Below are 15610 nucleotides of genomic sequence, written 5' to 3' on the forward strand. Positions count from 1 at the left end.
GCACCAATGACCCGATGGCGTTGGCACCAATGACCCGATGGCGTTGCGGCTGGCGGTCGACGGCACATAGCCGGCGATGACGAATTCCTGCCGCAAGGAGCATTTCGATTTCAGCCAGTCGCGGCCGCGACCGGGGCGGTAGGGTGCGTCGCGCAGCTTGGAGACGATACCTTCCAGGCTGAGCCGGCAGGCATGCTGCAGCACGACATCGCCTTCCTCGCCGAAATGATCGCTGTAGCGGATGACATCCTGCCCGGCCAATAGCGTTTGCAGCGCGGCTTTTCGGTCGACCAACGGTGTTGCGGTCAAGTCGGCGCCGTCGAGATGCAGGAGGTCGAAGGCGTAGAATTTGAATTTGCCCGTTTTGTTTTCGCTCAGTGCCTGCTGCAGCGCGGAGAAATCCGAGCTGCCGGCGCTGTTTTCGACCACCAGTTCACCATCGATCAGCGCGGCGCTGAGCGGAAGTCCGGCAAAGCCGGCGATCAGGTCCTTGCCGAATTTCTTGGTCCAGTCCAACCCGCTGCGGGTGAAAAGTTTGACCCGGCCGGCCTCGATGCGGACCTGCAGCCGGTAGCCGTCGAATTTCACTTCGTGCAGCCAGCGTTTTCCCGTGGGCGGCTTCGGCACCAGCGTGGCGAGCTCCGGCTCGATGAAATCCGGCAGGTCGCCCTTCCTGGCCTTCCTGATCTTGGCGGGATCGTCGACAGGCCGCAGGTTATCCGTCGGTGCGGTTTGCTTGAGGGTGACAGCTCTCTTGCCGTCCGGTTTCGCTTGTTTGTCGATCCGGCCGGTCTTCGAAGACCAGCCCGGCGCCTCGCCTTCGAGTTCCTCAATGGCGCGGCCCGTCAGGGCCGAGTCTGGCTCCTCTTCCAGGATGTCAGGCTCATCCTCGGTACGGGCATAGTCGTCATCGCCCTTGATCAGCAGCCAGTTGTCATGTTTCTCGCCGGTGCGGTGCGCCATGCGGATCAGGTGCCAGCGGCCGTGCAGCTTCTCGCCGTCGAGCTCGAATTCCATATGGCCCTTCTTGTAGGCCTTGTGCGGATCCCCGACCGGCTGCCATCTGCCGCGATCCCAGACGATCACCGAGCCGCCGCCATATTCGCCCTTGGGAATATTGCCCTCGAAACCGCCGTAGTCGAGCGGATGGTCTTCGACATGCACGGCAAGCCGCTTCTCGCCAGGCACGAAGCTCGGGCCGCGCGTCACCGCCCAACTCTTCAGCACGCCGTCCATTTCAAGCCGGAAATCATAATGCAGCCGGGTGGCGGCATGTTTCTGGATGACGAAGCTGTGGCCCTCGGTCTCGGCGAGTGCGCCTTTCGGCTCGGCGGTGCGCTCGAAATTGCGCTTGGCGTTATAGGTCTCGAGCCCCATGGTCGACCTGCCTTTCACATCGAAGCTTCAAACTGGATTCTGTTTCAAAACGATGGTTGTCCCCCGGATGTTCCGCGCCCGCAGGAACTCTGCAATGCCGAGGGCGTTTCAATCTTGATCCGGATCAAGCGTGATTTTGCGCGATCCTATATCCAAGAGATAGCTGTGCCGAGGACGAGGGATGGCTATCGGGAAGTCTGGATGTCGCAGATGAGGCACGATGTACAGGAGATATCCATGAAAACCATAATCGGCCTGTTCGATGACCACGCTGAAGCCATCGCCGTTGTGCAGGAACTACGTGAGCGACGCATTCCGCCGCACGATATCAGTCTCGTCGCCAACAATACCGATGGATGGTATGCCGAAGGGTCCATGCCGGAAGCCGATGCCGAAAAGGGTGCGGGGTTGGGCGCCGTGGTCGGTGCGCTTGGCGGGCTGATGATCGGGCTGGGCGTCGTAACGTTGCCGGGCATCGGCCCCGTGGTTTCTGCCGGCTGGCTGCTCGCGACCCTTGCTGGCTCCGCGACCGGCGCGGTGCTCGGCGGCGCGGCCGGCAGCCTGATTGGCGTCCTGCAGCAACAAGGCATCGACGATCCGGATGCACAAGTCTATGCTGAAAGCCTGAGGCGCGGCGGATCGGTGGTGATTGCCCATGTCGAGGACAAAGTCGTCTCCGCCGCCGAGTCGATCATGATCCGGCATCGCGTCGATATCGCCGCCCGCCGCGACGAATTGAGAGCTGAGGGCTGGATCCGCTTCGACGATCACGCGCAGCCTTTCCCACCGCTCGCCAAAGACGGCAACAACAGCGCCAGGCTTTCTGCCTGATCAGCATAAACCGAGAGGAGATCGGAATGCCCGCACCCACCAAACCGACGACTGACCAGGGCCGCGAAGAGGATTTCCGCGATTATGAAGCGCGCGATATCGATGAAGGCTGGCCCTATGCCGATGGCGCCCCGATCCGCAAGAAGCGCAATGCCGCCTATGGCGACCAGTCCGATGAACTCGACCCGGACAATGTGGAAGTCGCCCGCGACACGGCCATCCAGAGCCAGGGCGGCCCTTCGCCGTTTCCAGAAGAAGAGGGTGGCACGATCGATGATGACGCCATCGAGGAGGAAATCRCCACCAAGCTTTCCGACAGCGGCCGCTGGGACGATAACCAGATCGAGCTCAGCGTTGCAGATGGTGTTGTTACCATCGAGGGTGAGGTCGAGACGGAGCATGAGCGGCAGCTGATCAACCAGGTGGTGCTCCGCACCGCCGGCGTCAAGCGCGCTGTCAACCGCTTGGAACTGATCGGGGTCGATAGCCACATTCCGACAGATGCAGACGAGTAGCTTCGACTGAGCTGCAAACCTCGCATGAAGAAAGGCCACTGCAGCAATGCCGGTGGCCTTTTCACTTCCCATCTGCCCGAACGATGCAAAGAAGGGGCCGCCAGGTCGGGCGSCCCCTTCTCTGTACAGTGGGCGGGGGAGCGCCTCACTGCACCTTGTATTCGGGCTGGGCCTTCAGTGCCTGCTTGTTGGAGTCGATATAGATGCGAACGTCGTCGCCCTTGGCATTGCGGACGATGTTGAGTTCCTCTGGGGTTACCGCGATCGTGTGGGCGCCGATGCCGAGGAAGCCGCCGACGTCGAGGACGAAGAATTTGACGCCCTTGCCGTTGTCGTTCATCACCAGCCGGTTGATCTTGCCGATATTCTCGTCCTTGGGGCCATAGACGGTGGCGCCTTCGAGCTTGTCGGCCGTCAATTCGTCGGCCTTGGCGGTCTGATAGCCTTCGCGGGTGACCGTCGGCGGCGTCAGGCGCGTGCGGTTCTCGTTCATGGTCGACTGCACGCTGGTGTCGTTGTTGGTCGTCGACGCCGTTGTGGTCGTGTCGGTGTTGGTCGCACTATTGTCCGCCGGCTTCATTGTCGTGTCGGCAGCCGTGTCATTGGTCATCTTCGGCTTCGACATGTCGTTCGTCGTCGCGGTGTTCGACGCGGTGGTGTCGGCCGGCGTGGTCAGGCCCGTATTGGCTGCCGTCGTCGTGGTGTCGGTGGCGGGCGGCGTGTTGCTGGCTTCGCGAACCTCGTCCGGGGTCTTGAAGGCCGGCGCCGCGTTCAGCGCTTCCTTGGTTGAGTTGACCACCAGGAAGAAGTCGTTGGCGCCGTTGCCGTTGCGGACGAATTTAATGTCGTTCAATGACACCGCAACATTTTTTTCGCCCATGCCGAGGAAGCCGCCGACGCCGATGACGACGGCCTTCACTGAGCCATTGCGATCGAACACGACCTCATTGATGTCGCCGATATTGTCCCAGTCCTTACTCGCGCCGGCCACTTTCTGGTCGGGCTGGACGTCGGTCTTGCTCGCATAGACGGTCTGGCCGATGAACTTGGAGGCGTCGATGTCGGTGGCCTGCGCCTGATAGGCGTCCAGCTTGGCGGAGGCGGCATAGGCCGAACCGCCCATCAGCAATACGATCGCCGTGGTTGCCAGGAAGCTTTTCATTGGGGTTCTCCTTACGTTGTTGAAAACAATACGTTTTCGATCTGTCGTGTGCGACGCTCGTTGAAAAAGGGCGGGGTGTGTTTCGGCCCGCCGTACCTTTGCAACTGTCCGCATCGCAAAAGGTTCCGGCTCGGATCACGGGTTCCCCAAAACGATTTCGCGCCTGGATTTAGGAAAAGCACCGATGGTCAGGAACCTTCGCCGATCGTTCCCGTTGAACGGTCAGATCAGACGATATGGGGGCGGGATAGTTTGTCGTGACTTTCGCTCTCTTCTGTCGGCTGCATCGCGACCGCCTGTCCCTTGGCCGGACCGGCGCTTCTTCATCTCAACCACGGGAGAGTTCAATGGCTCAGAAAATGCTTGAAGACCTGTTCTATGACACGCTCAAGGACATTTATTATGCCGAACGCCAGATCGTGAAGGCGCTGCCGAAGATGGCGCGTGCTGCCAGTAATGCGAAGCTCAAGGCGGCATTCGAAAAGCACAAGGAACAGACGGAAGTTCATATTGAACGCCTGCAGCAGGTATTCGAATCGATTGGCAAGCGCGCGCAGGGCAAGACTTGTGAGGCGATCCAGGGCATCCTGGCCGAAGGCGAGGAGATCATTGAGGAATTCAAGGGTACAGTCACGCTTGATGCGGGTCTGATCTCCTCGGCACAAGCGGTCGAGCACTATGAGATCACCCGTTACGGCACGCTGCGGACTTGGGCGAACGAGCTTGGCCACAAGGATGCGGCCAAGCTCCTCGAAGCGACGCTTGCGGAGGAAAGCCAGACTGACGAGGCCCTGACGCAACTCGCGGAGTCGGCGGTCAATCTTGCAGCACAGAAGAAGGTCGCCTGAGCCGGCGCACCCAGTGGGGAGGCCGGCGGCGATGCTGCCGGCCTCATCGTATATGATGTTCTCTACGACACGCGCATCGTGGCTCGCGCCTTTCGGATCGTTTCAGTCGTAACCTCGTCGGTGGTGCCGGAAATCTCGATGGTGAGCACGCCCGGTTCGCCGGACGGATCTTCGAGGGTCGCAAGCTGGCTTTTGAGCAACGAGGCCGGCATGAAATGGCCCTTTCTCGCGGCCATGCGCGGCGCAAGCACTGCTTCCGAACCCCTTAGGAAAATGAAAATAAGCCTGCCCGTAGCGGCGGCGCGCAGGCGGTCGCGGTAAATCCTCTTCAGCGCCGAGCAGGACACGACAATTCCGCCGCCTGCCGCGAGCTTTGCCGCAACTTCGGCGCCAATCTTGTCCAGCCACGGAAAACGATCGTCGTCGGTCAGCGGAATGCCCTTCGACATCTTGTCTATATTGGCTTTCGGATGCAGGCTATCGCCTTCCAGGAAGGGCAGGCCAAGATCACGGGCTATCGCTTCGCCGACCATGGTCTTGCCGCTGCCGGAAACACCCATGACCACGAAGGCCGTTGGCTCAAAAGGATGTGCTGATACCGCCGTCGACATAGGGCATGTGTCCATTCACAAAGGAAGAGGCGGCGCTCGCCTGCAAGATCGCAGCGCCTGTCAGTTCGACACGTTGCCCCAGGAGCTTGCCGGGTTGCGCTTGTGATCGAAAAGCGGACACATGCCCAGGTGTCTCCCAAGATTGTTTTGCTCCGGCATGTAAGCTTATCGGGCTGGAGTCAAGCGCCGATGATAGCGCTACCATCAATTCAGCGGAGAGCTAAACCGTGCGCTTTGTCATTTGACGACGGGGATATTCCGATCTGCGTCACTTTCCTCGGCCAACTCAAGACTTTGTTCCGGCGCGAAACTGGATTTGGCATGCGAATCCGGTAAAGCTTCCAGGCTTCAGGAAGGAATGTGAAGCCATGAGTGACGATACGGGCAAGAATGCGCCGCATAGCGGCGACCTCGACGAACAGGCGCTGTTTTTCCACCGCTATCCGCGGCCGGGCAAGCTGGAAATCTCCGCAACCAAGCCTCTGGGCAACCAGCGGGATCTGGCGCTTGCCTATTCGCCCGGCGTCGCCGCACCCTGTCTCGCAATCAAGGATGCGCCCGAGCGCGCCGCCGACTATACGTCGCGCGCCAATCTCGTCGCCGTCGTCTCCAACGGTACAGCCGTACTCGGTCTCGGCAATATCGGCCCGCTCGCCTCCAAGCCGGTGATGGAAGGCAAGGCGGTGCTGTTCAAGAAATTCGCCAATGTCGACGTGTTCGACATCGAGATCGATGCGCCCGGGATCGACGACATGGTCAAGGTCGTGTCGGCGCTGGAGCCGACCTTTGGCGGTATCAATCTCGAAGACATCAAGGCGCCGGAATGTTTCGAGGTCGAGCGCCAGCTGCGCGAGAAGATGAATATCCCGGTCTTCCATGACGACCAGCATGGTACGGCAATCATCGTCGCCGCGGCGATTCTGAATGGTCTCGACCTTGCCGGCAAAGAGCTATCCGAGGTCAAGATCGTCGCCTCCGGGGCAGGGGCGGCGGCACTTGCCTGCCTCAACCTGCTCGTCGTGCTCGGTGCGAAGCGCGAGAACATCTGGGTGCACGACCTGGAGGGCCTGGTCTACAAGGGGCGGCCCGTGCTGATGGACCCCTGGAAGGACGTCTATGCCCAGGAAAGCGACAAGCGCGTGCTGGCCGATTCGATCGGCGGTGCCGACGTCTTCCTCGGCCTTTCCGCTGCCGGCGTGCTGAAGCCGGAACTGTTGAAGGCCATGGCCGACAAGCCGCTGATTATGGCGCTTGCCAACCCCAATCCGGAGATCATGCCGGAAGCGGCGCGGGCCGTCCGCCCGGACGCGATGATCTGCACCGGCCGCTCGGACTTCCCCAACCAGGTCAACAATGTGCTGTGCTTCCCCTATATCTTCCGCGGCGCGCTCGATTGCGGCGCCCGGACGATCAACGAAGCGATGAAGATGGCGGCGGTGAGGGCGATTGCCGGGCTGGCGCGCGAGGAAGTTAATGAAGTGGCGGCCAAGGCGATCGGTGGTGAAACGCCGATCTTCGGGCCTGATTACCTCATCCCGTCGCCCTTCGACCAGCGCCTTATCCTCCGGATCGCGCCGGCGGTGGCGCGCGCGGCGGCGGAGACCGGGGTCGCCACAAGGCCGATCCAGGATTTCGATGCCTATCTCGACCAGCTCAACCGCTTCGTCTTCCGCTCCGGCTTCATCATGAAGCCGATTTTCACCGCTGCCAAGATCGCCCACAAGAAGCGGGTGATTTTCGGCGAAGGCGAGGACGAGCGCGTGCTGCGCGCCGCCCAGGTGCTGCTCGAAGAAGAGATCGCCAAGCCGATCCTGATCGGCCGGCCGTCGATTATCGAAACGCGGCTGAAGCGTTATGGCCTCCGCATCCGGCCAGGCGTCGATTTCGAATTGATCAATCCGCAGGATGACCCGCGCTACAAAGGCTATGTCGACGAATATTTCGCACTGGTCGGCCGCAAGGGCGTGATTCCCGAAGCAGCGCGCACCATCGTGCGTACCAACACCACGGTTATCGCGGCTTTGGCGCTGCGGCGCGGTGATGCGGATGCGCTGATCTGCGGCGTCGAAGGCCGCTATGCTCGGCACTTGCGCGATGTCTCGCAAATCATCGGCAAGCGCAAGGACGTGCTCGACCTCTATGGCCTCAGCCTGGTGATCTCGCAGCGCGGCGCGACCTTCTTCGTCGATACTTATGTGAAGATCACGCCGACCGCCGAGGAGATCGCCGAGATGACGATCGAGGCGGCGCAGGCGATTCGTCGCTTTGGCATAACGCCGCGTGTCGCCCTCTTGTCGCATTCCAATTTCGGCAGCCGCGATTCCGAAAGCGCGCAGAAAATGCGCAAGGCGATCGCGCTGGTGAGGGAGATGGCGCCGGATCTTCAGGCCGACGGTGAAATGCACGGAGAATCGGCAATTTCCGAACAGTTGCGCATGCATGTCATGCCGAATTCGACGCTGAACGGCGAAGCCAATCTGCTGGTCTTCCCGAATATCGATGCCGCCAACATTTCGATGGGCTTGGTTCGGACGATGACGGATTCCTTGCATGTCGGGCCGATCCTGCTCGGCGCGGCGCAGCCGGCACATATCCTGTCGCCCTCGGTGACATCGCGCGGCGTCGTCAACATGGCTGCTCTGGCGGTGGTCGAGGCATCGACGCCTGCGGCATAGCGGCGGCTGGACAAAGTGGATGTTTCCGCTCTAATTCAACCGGATGGTGGCGAGCCGGTGTCGGCTCGTCCGGACATGCGGGTGAGAGGCATACCATGGCGGGATTTGAGTTGCTGAGCGCCGGCGATCCGGCGCCCTGGTTCAAGCAGCGGTCATTCGCCAATCCGGATTACAGTTTCGACACCGCGGCCGGGCGCTATGTCGTGCTTTGCTATTTCGCTTCGGCCGCCGATCCGCATGCGCAGGCAGCCATCGAGGCGGTCAGGGCGCGGCCGGATATCTTCACCGACGACTTCGCCAGTTTCTTTGGCATCAGTCTCGATCAAGGTGACGAAGCGGAGAAACGGGTGGCCGACAGCTATCCCGGCTACCGCTTCTTCTGGGATTTCGACGCCAAGATCGGCAAGCTCTATGGCACTGTCAGTGCCTCAGCGGACAGCGGGCAGAATGCGGTCGAGGTGCGCCGTACCTGGTTCGTGCTCGATCCTACTCTCCGCGTCATGCGCACCATTCTGTTCCGGCCGGATCGCGGCGACATCGCCGAACTCGTCGATTTCATGAGCCGGCTGCCGCCGCCGGTGCGCTTTGCCGGTTTCGAGGTCAGCGCGCCGATCCTGATCCTGCCGCAGGTGTTCGAGGCGGAATTCTGCGAGCATCTGATCGGTCTCTATAACGAGCATGGGGGCGAGGAATCCGGCTTCATGCGTGAGAGGGATGGCAAGACGGTCGGCATCAAGGATTATTCCCACAAGCGCCGCAAGGATTACCATCTCTCCGACGAAGGATTGATCAAGCAGACGCAGCAGCGCGTTCTGCGCCGCGTCGTGCCGGAAATCCTCAAAGTGCACCAGTTCCGGGTGACCCGCATGGAGCGCTATCTGGTCGGCTGCTATTCGGCCGAGGATGGCGGACATTTCAATTCGCATCGCGACAACACGACAAGCGGCACGGCGCATCGGCGCTTCGCCGTGTCGATCAACCTCAACGACGATTTCGACGGCGGCGAGGTCGGCTTTCCCGAATATGGCCCGAAACGCTACAAGGCTCCGCCCGGCGGCGCCGTGGTGTTCTCCTGCTCGCTCCTGCATTCGGTGTCGCGGGTGACGCGCGGCAGCCGCTATGCGTTCCTGCCATTCCTCTATGACGATGCTGCGGCGAAGATCCGTGAGGAGAACAACAAGTTTCTGGCGGAAGGTGTCGGCAAATATGCAGCGGAGAAGGCAGGATAGGGCTCAGCGGGTGCGGTCGACTTTCATGATCGCCCGGAAATGCCGAGCGAATTCCCTGACGATCGGCAGGAAATAAGGCTTGCTGAATTGGCCGAGCGGTTCCTGGTCCGCCAGATAATAGGACTTGCCGAGCACATCCGTGTTGGCTTCATCAAGCATGAGCCACAGCCTCATCGCCGGATCGAGGCCGGCGCGGCGCTTTTCGATTTCCGGGATTTCGGCTGCATGGCGTGCTGCTTCCGGCATCTTTGACGTGATCGGAATGATGACGATCGTTTCGAGGCCATCTATGCGGCCGATACGAAGCGCAACGGCCACCGGCCGATCCTTCCGCCCCTCTGTTTCTCCTCTATCTGCCTGCTGTTTCCAGAGATAGGGATAGCGGAATACGGCACCAGTGATCAGAGATTCGAAGGCCATCCGCGTCAGTCTTCACTGTTTGCATAGGCTTCGACGGCCTCTTCGATCTTCGCCATCAATTCGTCGTCAATGGTTTCCGGCGTTAGCACTTGCCGATGATCCGCATATTCCTTGAGCCGCTCGTAGTCCTCGACATTCAGCAGCACGAAGCGCGGTTTGTTGCGCTGCGTGATGGTGACAGGATGGCGCATGGCTTCGGCGATGATGTCGCCGGATTTGCGGGACAGGTCGCTGGTGGTGAAAACGGGCTTGCGCATGAGGGAAACTCCAGGAATGCTGTAATATACAGCATTCCCAGATTTCCTGCAATCGACCTACTGCTCCTGTTCGACGCTGACGCTGACCAGGATCATTTCCGGCGCCGTGCCGAGCCGCATGCCGGAGACGGGTGAGGCGTCGGTGTAGTCGAGACCTGAGGCAATGCGGACATATCGGCCATCTGGGCAGATTTCATTGGTCGGATCGAAGCCGACCCAGCCGAGACCCGGCACATGCGCCTCCGCCCAGGCATGGCTTGCGGCGCCCATCTCATTGCCGTCGAGCATGTAGCCGGAGACATAGCGGGCGGCGAGGCCGAGCTGTCGTGCTGCCGAGACGAAAATATGGGCATGATCCTGGCAGACGCCCACCTTTTGCTCCAGCGCCTGTTCGGCGGTGGTTTCCGGTGTCGTGACGTCCTTGCGGTATTCGACCGTTTCGTGAATGGCGCTCATCAGCGCATGCATCCGGGCGAGTTCGCCGTCGCCTTCGACGGATTTCGCCAGTTCCTTGATGAGCTTGCCCGCCTTTGTCAGCGGCGTTTCGCGATGATAGAGCCACAGCGGCACATGGCCGAGATGGGGGCCGAAGACGCCGTTGCGCTCCTCGGTCTCGACCTCGCCCGAAGCCATGATGCGGATGCTGGTTTCGCCGCCGGAAATGCTGACCAGTTCGACGCGATTGCCGAAATGGTCGTCATAGCTCGCCTCCTGGCTGGCGCCGTTGACCAGCGTCTGCCATTGCAACACCTTCTGCCCTGGCCAATCCTTGGGGGTCAGCCTGAGGCGTTGAAGCGCGAACTCCACCGGTTCCTCGTAGCTGTATTCTGTCATATGGCTGATTTTCAAACGCATGTGTCAACTCACGTGTAGAACCGGTAGCCATCGGTGATTTCGGTGGCGAGCTTGTCGTTCAACAGCATGAAATCCTCGAGGAATTCATGCAGGCCGCGTTCCATGATCGCGTCGATCGAGGTCGTCAGCAGCATGTTGCGCGTGCGCGCCGCCGTGTCATGCGCGGCGATCTGGCCGCCATAGTCGCGGGCGAGATGAGCGAGATTGCTGTTGAGGGTTTCGTAGCAGAAGGCCAGCGAACGTGGCATGCGCCGGTTCAGGATGAGAAAATGGGCAATGTTGGCCGGTTTGTATTCGCCGTCATAGACCCAGGAATAAGAACGATGCGCCGACACCGAGCGCAGGATCGACTGCCAGTGGAAGTTGTCCATGGAGGCGCCGACATGCAAGAGCGACGGTAGCAGCACATAGTATTTGACGTCGAGAATGCGGGCGGTGTTGTCGGCGCGCTCCATGAACGAGCCGAGCATGGCGAAATTATAAAGCTCGTCGCGCAGCTGCGTGCCGGAAAAGGTGCCGCGCATCAGCGCTGTGCGGCGCTTGATCGCCTCGATCACATCCACCACGGTCGCATGCGTGACGCGCTTGGCCAGCAATTGCCTGATTTCCAGCCAGCTTTCGTTGATCGTCTCCCAGCTCTCACGGGTCAGAGCCGTGCGCACCATCCGGGCATTGTTGCGCCCATATTCCATGCAGTTGATGATCGAGGACGGGTTGGACTTGTCGCGCAGCAGGAAATCGAGTGCTTCCGTGCTGGTGACGGCTCTCTCGCCATAGAGTTCGCGGACGCCGGCGCTCTGCAGCACGCCGTCCCAGTCTTCGTCGGTCGCCACCGAGCGGATCAGCGACATGCGGAAGCCGGCATCGATCAGGCGCGCGGTGTTTTCGGTGCGCTCCAGGTAGCGCGACATCCAGAATAGGCCTTGGGCTGTTCTTCCGAGCATATCAGTCCTCCAGCACCCAGGTGTCCTTGGTGCCGCCGCCCTGGCTGGAATTGACCACCAGCGAGCCCTCCTTCAGCGCCACGCGGGTCAACCCGCCGGGAATGATATGCACCTTGTCGGAGACCAGCACATAGGGACGCAGGTCGACATGCCGGGGCGCGATGCCCTTCTTGACCATGATCGGCACGGTCGACAGCGACAGCGTCGGCTGGGCGATGTAGTTGGCCGGCTTAGCCTTCAGTTTTTCGGCGAAATCGGCGATCTCCTTCTTCGTCGAGGTCGGGCCGACCAGCATGCCGTAACCGCCAGAGCCGTGCACCTCTTTGACCACAAGATCGGGCAGATTGTCGAGCACGTAGCGGAGGCTGCCAGATTCCGAGCAGCGCCAAGTCGGCACGTTTTCCAGGATCGCCTTGCGGCCGGTATAGAATTCGACGATCTCAGGCATATAGGAATAGATCGCCTTGTCGTCGGAAATACCGGTTCCGGGCGCGTTGGCGATGGTGATGTTGCCGGCGCGGTAGACATCCATGATGCCGGCGATGCCAAGTGCTGAATCCGGCCGGAAGGTGAGTGGATCAAGGAAATCGTCATCGACGCGGCGATAGAGCACGTCGATCGGCTCGTAGCCGAGCGTGGTGCGCATGCAGACCTTGCCGTTCATCACACGCAGGTCGGAGCCCTCGACGAGCTCGGCGCCCATCTGATCAGCGAGGAAGGCGTGTTCATAGAAGGCCGAATTGAAGATGCCGGGGGTCAGCACGGCGACGCGCGGCTTGCCCTTGCAGCCGGGCGGGGCGAGATGGTCGAGGCTCTTGCGCAACTGCTTCGGATAATCCTCGACCGGCCGCACACGGACGCGATGGAAGAGTTCCGGAAACATCTGCATCATCGTCTCCCGGTCTTCCAGCATGTAGGAGACGCCGGACGGGGTGCGGGCATTGTCTTCCAGAACGTAGAACTGGTCTTCGCCGGTGCGGACGATATCGGTGCCGATAATGTGGGTGTAGACGCCGCCGGGCGGCTTCATGCCGATCATCTGCGGCAGGAAGGCGGAATTCTTTTCGATCAGTTCACGGGGGACGCGGCCGGCACGGATGATTTCCTGCTTGTGATAGATGTCTTCGAGGAAGGCGTTGAGCGCCAGCACGCGCTGTTCGATGCCCTGCGCGAGTTTTCGCCATTCCGAACCGGAAATGATGCGGGGGATGAGGTCGAAGGGAATGATCTTTTCGGCTGCATCCTCGTGGCCGTAGACGGCGAAGGTGATGCCTGTCTTGCGGAAAATATTCTCCGCGTCCCGCGCCTTCCCCGTGAGATAGCTGGGCTCCTGTTCGTTAAACCACTCGTAATATTTCCTGTAAGGCTCCCGCGGACTGCCATCCACGTTGATCATTTCGTCAAATGCCAAATCACCGTTCCCCATTTTTATGAAAACATTTGAAACCAATGTTCGCTGCAATGCAAGAAGCATGCTCGATGGCATAAGAGGAAATTTGCTTAGGTCGATTCACTGCCATGGGGCGAAATAGAGCGTTGACTCCAAGGCATGTGCGCCGATGCTATTTGATCGGATGCTAAATCGTGAAATAATCGTGGCGCGGCAGTCATGCTGATCCAGTCCGGACGGCATGGCGTAGAAGGGGTATGAATGGTCCAGAAAGGCGGCAGCCGCACAGTCCCGGATTTCGCAGCGCCCAGGCGTCCTATATGGTAAACGCGGGGGAGCGTAGTCTCGTACTGTTGCCAGAGGAGCTTCTGCTTCTCCTGCGTCGAGTTGCGGAACTCCGCGACCGGCAGGCTTTCGCATCGCTGTTCCGCTTTTATGCCCCGCGACTGAAATCTTTCCTGCTCAAACAGGGCTTTTCCGATACTGAGAGCGAGGACCTCGTTCAGGAGACCATGCTCAATCTATGGCGCAAGGCGGAGAGTTTCGATGCCGCGAGAGCCGGTGTGTCGACCTGGATTTTTACCATTGCCCGCAACTGCGGTATCGATCGGCGCAGGCGCACGGGCAAGGTTGTCGCTGTTCCAGTCGAAGGCGATCTCGATGAACCCGATCCGGATCCGTCTGTCGAACAACAGATCATCGTGCGCGAAAATGAGGCGGCGGTGCGTGCGGCGCTCGGTCGCTTGCCCGAAGAGCAGGCAGCGGTTATCCGGCTTTCCTACTTTTCCGATAATCCGCAGGTGGAAATCGCCCGGGTGCTGAATATTCCGCTCGGCACGGTGAAATCGCGCGTCAGGCTCGCTTTGCAGCGGCTGCGCCAGATGATGGAAGACGGTTAGTCATGGCCATCACCCATCTCGCAAGCGACACGCTGCTTCTGGACTACGCGACCGGCCGCTTAAGCCCGGCGCCGGCGCTTGTCGTCGCTACCCACCTGGCGATGACGGAAGAGAGTGCTGACCGTCTCTCTSATCTAGAAGCCGTCGGCGGCGCATTGCTCGATGCAGAGAGTATGGCCGATGTCACTCCCGACCTGTTCGAGCGGATGTTGGCGCGGCTGGAAGAGCCGGGGCCGGCGTCAGAACGCCTCGTGCCGCGCGACCATTCAGGCCTCGATATGGGCGTCGAACTGCCGGCGCCCTTGGCTACACGCAAGATCGGCAAATGGCGGACGGTGGCGCCTGGCGTGCGGTTTGCCACTGTCGATGTCTCGGAGGATCAGGCCTACAAGGTCGTTCTGCTGCGTGTCGGGCCGAACAGAGGCCTGCCGCAGCACGGACATGACGGCAGCGAACTGACCGTGATTCTCAAAGGCCATTTCAGCGATGAAGGCGGCGTCTATGGCCCTGGCGATATCCAGGAAGAGGATGGAGACTCCAGCCACCAGCCGATGGTCGGTCCCGAAGGTGAATGCATCTGCGTCACCGCCATCGAGGGTCATCTGGTGCCGGAAGGTTGGATTGCGCGGATATTGATGCGGGCGTTTGGGTTCTGAGCGAATTCGGTCGCTGGCAGTCTGAGTTAGATAGCGAATAGTTAGTTGTCGGTGGTCTCCACCGTGTGGACATGCGATTATTGCAAACTCCAAAAAACTATTCGCTATCCGCGCTTCCGATTACCCGCCACTTGCCGTCCCCAATACTTTCGTCTTGATCGGCAAATGGTCCGACGCAACCCGCGCCAGCGACGAGTCATGCACGACTACGCTGTCGATCAGTCCGGCGCGGTCAGCGATGATCCGGTCCAGTGCCAGGAAAGGCAGGCGGGAGGGGAAACTGGCCACGGCGGCCGGCAGGCCGCCGAAGGCGGTGCGGAAGGAGTTGAGCGGCGATTGTTCTCCCATTCGCCATTCGTTGAAATCGCCGAGCAGCAGTGTCGGCCGTGCAGTGTGCTTCTTCATGATGTCGAGCAGCCGTTCGGCTTGTTGCTGACGGGATCTGCGCAACAGGCCGAGATGGGCGGCGATGATACGCAGCGCGGGGCCGCCGTCGAGGTCGATATCGGCGAGCAGCGCGCCGCGCGGCTCGAGCCCCGGCAGTTGGAATTCATGCGTGGCACTGACCATGTCCTTGCGCACCATGACGATATTGCCATGCCAGCCATGGGCGGCCGAGGTTTTGGAGAGCGGTACGGGCACGAGGCCGCACTCATGGTCGAGCCGCGAAAGGTTGAGCAGGCCCTTGCGTTCACCGAAGCGGGTGTCGACCTCCTGCAGCGCGATAATGTCAGGGCCGATCTCGCGGATCACCTCGACGATGCGGTCCGGATCACGCTTGCCGTCGGTGCCAACGCATTTGTGGATGTTGTAGGAGGCGACGATCAGGTCGCCGTGCGCCTTCTGCATCTGGCTGGGTGCCGAGGGCCGCGAACGCATGTTTCGGATCGCCGTGAGGATCATGGTGCCACCTCTTTCCTCTAACTTATGACGTGGCTTTC

16 protein-coding genes and 1 pseudogene are annotated in these 15610 nt (G+C 60.6%); 7 read left to right on the top strand and 10 right to left on the bottom strand.

Translation table 11 applies throughout. The features are described 5' to 3' along the window. A partial coding sequence (ligD, locus tag AC1DYF_RS04325) for a non-homologous end-joining DNA ligase (protein ID WP_477875451.1) occupies positions 1-1377 on the bottom strand: 1377 nt, incomplete at its 3' end. A gap of 237 nt (positions 1378-1614) precedes the next feature. Here ligD and AC1DYF_RS04330 point away from each other — a divergent pair. Continuing rightward, positions 1615-2208 (top strand): hypothetical protein, encoded by a 594-nt coding sequence (locus AC1DYF_RS04330; protein ID WP_477875452.1) that lies wholly within the window; start codon positions 1615-1617, stop codon positions 2206-2208. Positions 2209-2234: 26 nt separating this feature from the next. Then, complete coding sequence (locus tag AC1DYF_RS04335; RefSeq protein WP_477875453.1) at positions 2235-2723, top strand: BON domain-containing protein; 489 nt, start codon at positions 2235-2237, stop codon at positions 2721-2723. Between the two features lie 145 nt (positions 2724-2868). Here AC1DYF_RS04335 and AC1DYF_RS04340 read toward each other — a convergent pair whose 3' ends face one another. Further along, positions 2869-3885 carry a PRC-barrel domain-containing protein gene (locus tag AC1DYF_RS04340; protein WP_477875454.1) on the bottom strand — a complete coding sequence of 339 codons (1017 nt, stop codon included), beginning with the start codon at positions 3883-3885 and terminating at the stop codon, positions 2869-2871. A gap of 347 nt (positions 3886-4232) precedes the next feature. Between AC1DYF_RS04340 and AC1DYF_RS04345 the strand changes: the two genes are divergently transcribed. Then, complete coding sequence (locus AC1DYF_RS04345; protein WP_477875455.1) at positions 4233-4733, top strand: YciE/YciF ferroxidase family protein; 501 nt, start codon at positions 4233-4235, stop codon at positions 4731-4733. 62 nt (positions 4734-4795) lie between these two features. On the opposite strand, the gene AC1DYF_RS04350 is transcribed toward AC1DYF_RS04345, so the two are convergent. After that, the gene (locus AC1DYF_RS04350; protein WP_477875456.1) at positions 4796-5344 is read right to left on the bottom strand and encodes a gluconokinase; all 549 of its coding nucleotides are present in this window, start codon (positions 5342-5344) and stop codon (positions 4796-4798) included. Beyond that, positions 5313-5446: pseudogene (locus AC1DYF_RS04355) on the bottom strand (gluconate 5-dehydrogenase); the annotation flags it as partial. The pseudogene AC1DYF_RS04355 and the gene AC1DYF_RS04350, both read right to left, overlap by 32 nt. A gap of 266 nt (positions 5447-5712) precedes the next feature. On the opposite strand from AC1DYF_RS04355, the gene AC1DYF_RS04360 reads away from it, so the two are divergent. Further along, entirely contained in the window at positions 5713-8019 is a 2307-nt protein-coding gene (locus AC1DYF_RS04360; protein WP_477875457.1) for an NADP-dependent malic enzyme, read from the top strand. 95 nt (positions 8020-8114) lie between these two features. Beyond that, positions 8115-9248 carry a 2OG-Fe(II) oxygenase gene (locus AC1DYF_RS04365; protein WP_477875458.1) on the top strand — a complete coding sequence of 378 codons (1134 nt, stop codon included), beginning with the start codon at positions 8115-8117 and terminating at the stop codon, positions 9246-9248. 3 nt (positions 9249-9251) lie between these two features. Here AC1DYF_RS04365 and AC1DYF_RS04370 read toward each other — a convergent pair whose 3' ends face one another. Genes AC1DYF_RS04370 through AC1DYF_RS04390 form a run of 5 tightly spaced genes read right to left on the bottom strand, consistent with a single transcriptional unit; the run spans position 9252 to position 13135 of the window. Beyond that, complete coding sequence (locus AC1DYF_RS04370; protein ID WP_477875459.1) at positions 9252-9668, bottom strand: hypothetical protein; 417 nt, start codon at positions 9666-9668, stop codon at positions 9252-9254. 5 nt (positions 9669-9673) lie between these two features. Beyond that, positions 9674-9925 (bottom strand): type II toxin-antitoxin system prevent-host-death family antitoxin, encoded by a 252-nt coding sequence (locus AC1DYF_RS04375; RefSeq protein WP_477875460.1) that lies wholly within the window; start codon positions 9923-9925, stop codon positions 9674-9676. A 57-nt stretch (positions 9926-9982) separates the two neighbouring features. After that, positions 9983-10780, bottom strand: a complete 798-nt coding sequence (locus AC1DYF_RS04380; RefSeq protein WP_477875461.1) for a transglutaminase family protein — start codon at positions 10778-10780, stop codon at positions 9983-9985. Positions 10781-10788: 8 nt separating this feature from the next. Next, entirely contained in the window at positions 10789-11724 is a 936-nt protein-coding gene (locus tag AC1DYF_RS04385; RefSeq protein WP_477875462.1) for an alpha-E domain-containing protein, read from the bottom strand. A gap of 1 nt (position 11725) precedes the next feature. Beyond that, on the bottom strand, positions 11726-13135 hold the full coding sequence (locus tag AC1DYF_RS04390; protein WP_477875463.1) for a circularly permuted type 2 ATP-grasp protein: 1410 nt from the start codon (positions 13133-13135) through the stop codon (positions 11726-11728). A 299-nt stretch (positions 13136-13434) separates the two neighbouring features. On the opposite strand from AC1DYF_RS04390, the gene AC1DYF_RS04395 reads away from it, so the two are divergent. Beyond that, positions 13435-14013, top strand: a complete 579-nt coding sequence (locus AC1DYF_RS04395) for a sigma-70 family RNA polymerase sigma factor (protein WP_477875464.1) — start codon at positions 13435-13437, stop codon at positions 14011-14013. Positions 14014-14015: 2 nt separating this feature from the next. Then, positions 14016-14669 carry a ChrR family anti-sigma-E factor gene (locus tag AC1DYF_RS04400; protein WP_477875465.1) on the top strand — a complete coding sequence of 218 codons (654 nt, stop codon included), beginning with the start codon at positions 14016-14018 and terminating at the stop codon, positions 14667-14669. 120 nt (positions 14670-14789) lie between these two features. Here AC1DYF_RS04400 and AC1DYF_RS04405 read toward each other — a convergent pair whose 3' ends face one another. Beyond that, positions 14790-15548, bottom strand: coding sequence for an endonuclease/exonuclease/phosphatase family protein (locus AC1DYF_RS04405; RefSeq protein ID WP_477875466.1), 759 nt, complete (start codon positions 15546-15548; stop codon positions 14790-14792). Between the last annotated feature and the right edge of the window lie 62 nt (positions 15549-15610).

The sequence above is a fragment of the Rhizobium sp. P2_G9 genome (assembly GCF_056403475.1).

Bases quoted from the DNA above. Each gene is read 5' to 3' on its own strand.
- AC1DYF_RS04330 (WP_477875452.1), top strand. From the start codon at position 1,615: ATGAAAACCATAATCGGCCTGTTCGATGACCACGCTGAAGCCATCGCC.
- AC1DYF_RS04340 (WP_477875454.1), bottom strand. From the start codon at position 3,885: ATGAAAAGCTTCCTGGCAACCACGGCGATCGTATTGCTGATGGGCGGT.
- AC1DYF_RS04345 (WP_477875455.1), top strand. From the start codon at position 4,233: ATGGCTCAGAAAATGCTTGAAGACCTGTTCTATGACACGCTCAAGGAC.
- AC1DYF_RS04350 (WP_477875456.1), bottom strand. From the start codon at position 5,344: ATGTCGACGGCGGTATCAGCACATCCTTTTGAGCCAACGGCCTTCGTG.
- AC1DYF_RS04360 (WP_477875457.1), top strand. From the start codon at position 5,713: ATGAGTGACGATACGGGCAAGAATGCGCCGCATAGCGGCGACCTCGAC.
- AC1DYF_RS04365 (WP_477875458.1), top strand. From the start codon at position 8,115: ATGGCGGGATTTGAGTTGCTGAGCGCCGGCGATCCGGCGCCCTGGTTC.
- AC1DYF_RS04370 (WP_477875459.1), bottom strand. From the start codon at position 9,668: ATGGCCTTCGAATCTCTGATCACTGGTGCCGTATTCCGCTATCCCTAT.
- AC1DYF_RS04375 (WP_477875460.1), bottom strand. From the start codon at position 9,925: ATGCGCAAGCCCGTTTTCACCACCAGCGACCTGTCCCGCAAATCCGGC.
- AC1DYF_RS04380 (WP_477875461.1), bottom strand. From the start codon at position 10,780: ATGCGTTTGAAAATCAGCCATATGACAGAATACAGCTACGAGGAACCG.
- AC1DYF_RS04385 (WP_477875462.1), bottom strand. From the start codon at position 11,724: ATGCTCGGAAGAACAGCCCAAGGCCTATTCTGGATGTCGCGCTACCTG.
- AC1DYF_RS04395 (WP_477875464.1), top strand. From the start codon at position 13,435: ATGGTAAACGCGGGGGAGCGTAGTCTCGTACTGTTGCCAGAGGAGCTT.
- AC1DYF_RS04405 (WP_477875466.1), bottom strand. From the start codon at position 15,548: ATGCGTTCGCGGCCCTCGGCACCCAGCCAGATGCAGAAGGCGCACGGC.